This is a genomic window from Bacillus sp. SIMBA_026, assembly GCF_046535335.1.
Lineage (GTDB): Bacteria > Bacillota > Bacilli > Bacillales > Bacillaceae > Bacillus > Bacillus velezensis.
Genome location: NZ_JAWRWX010000506.1, coordinates 1 through 233 on the forward strand (window position 1 = coordinate 1; position 233 = coordinate 233).

1 protein-coding gene is annotated in these 233 nt (G+C 52.8%); it reads left to right on the forward strand.

Annotated elements, in window-relative coordinates; translation table 11 throughout:
- Window positions 1-233 (forward strand): CHASE4 domain-containing protein (locus SB847_RS22340; protein ID WP_410578957.1); only part of this gene is annotated, 233 nt, incomplete at both ends.

The window sequence follows — 233 nt, forward strand, 5'->3', positions numbered from 1 at the left end:
CCAAGCACGGGATTGGGCTCACTGGGATGATACCTATCGATTTATTGAGGGTAGTAACCCCGGCTACACTTACGTCAACTTTAGCCAACAGATGTTTGAAGACATGAACTACCACCTTATGGCATTTTTTACGCTGCAAGGTGACGTACATTTCTTGGCGGGGTTAGACCCAGCTACCGGGCGCTACCAAACCTGCACTGCCGCCGTTGACCGCTGTGCGTGGATGGCCCCCT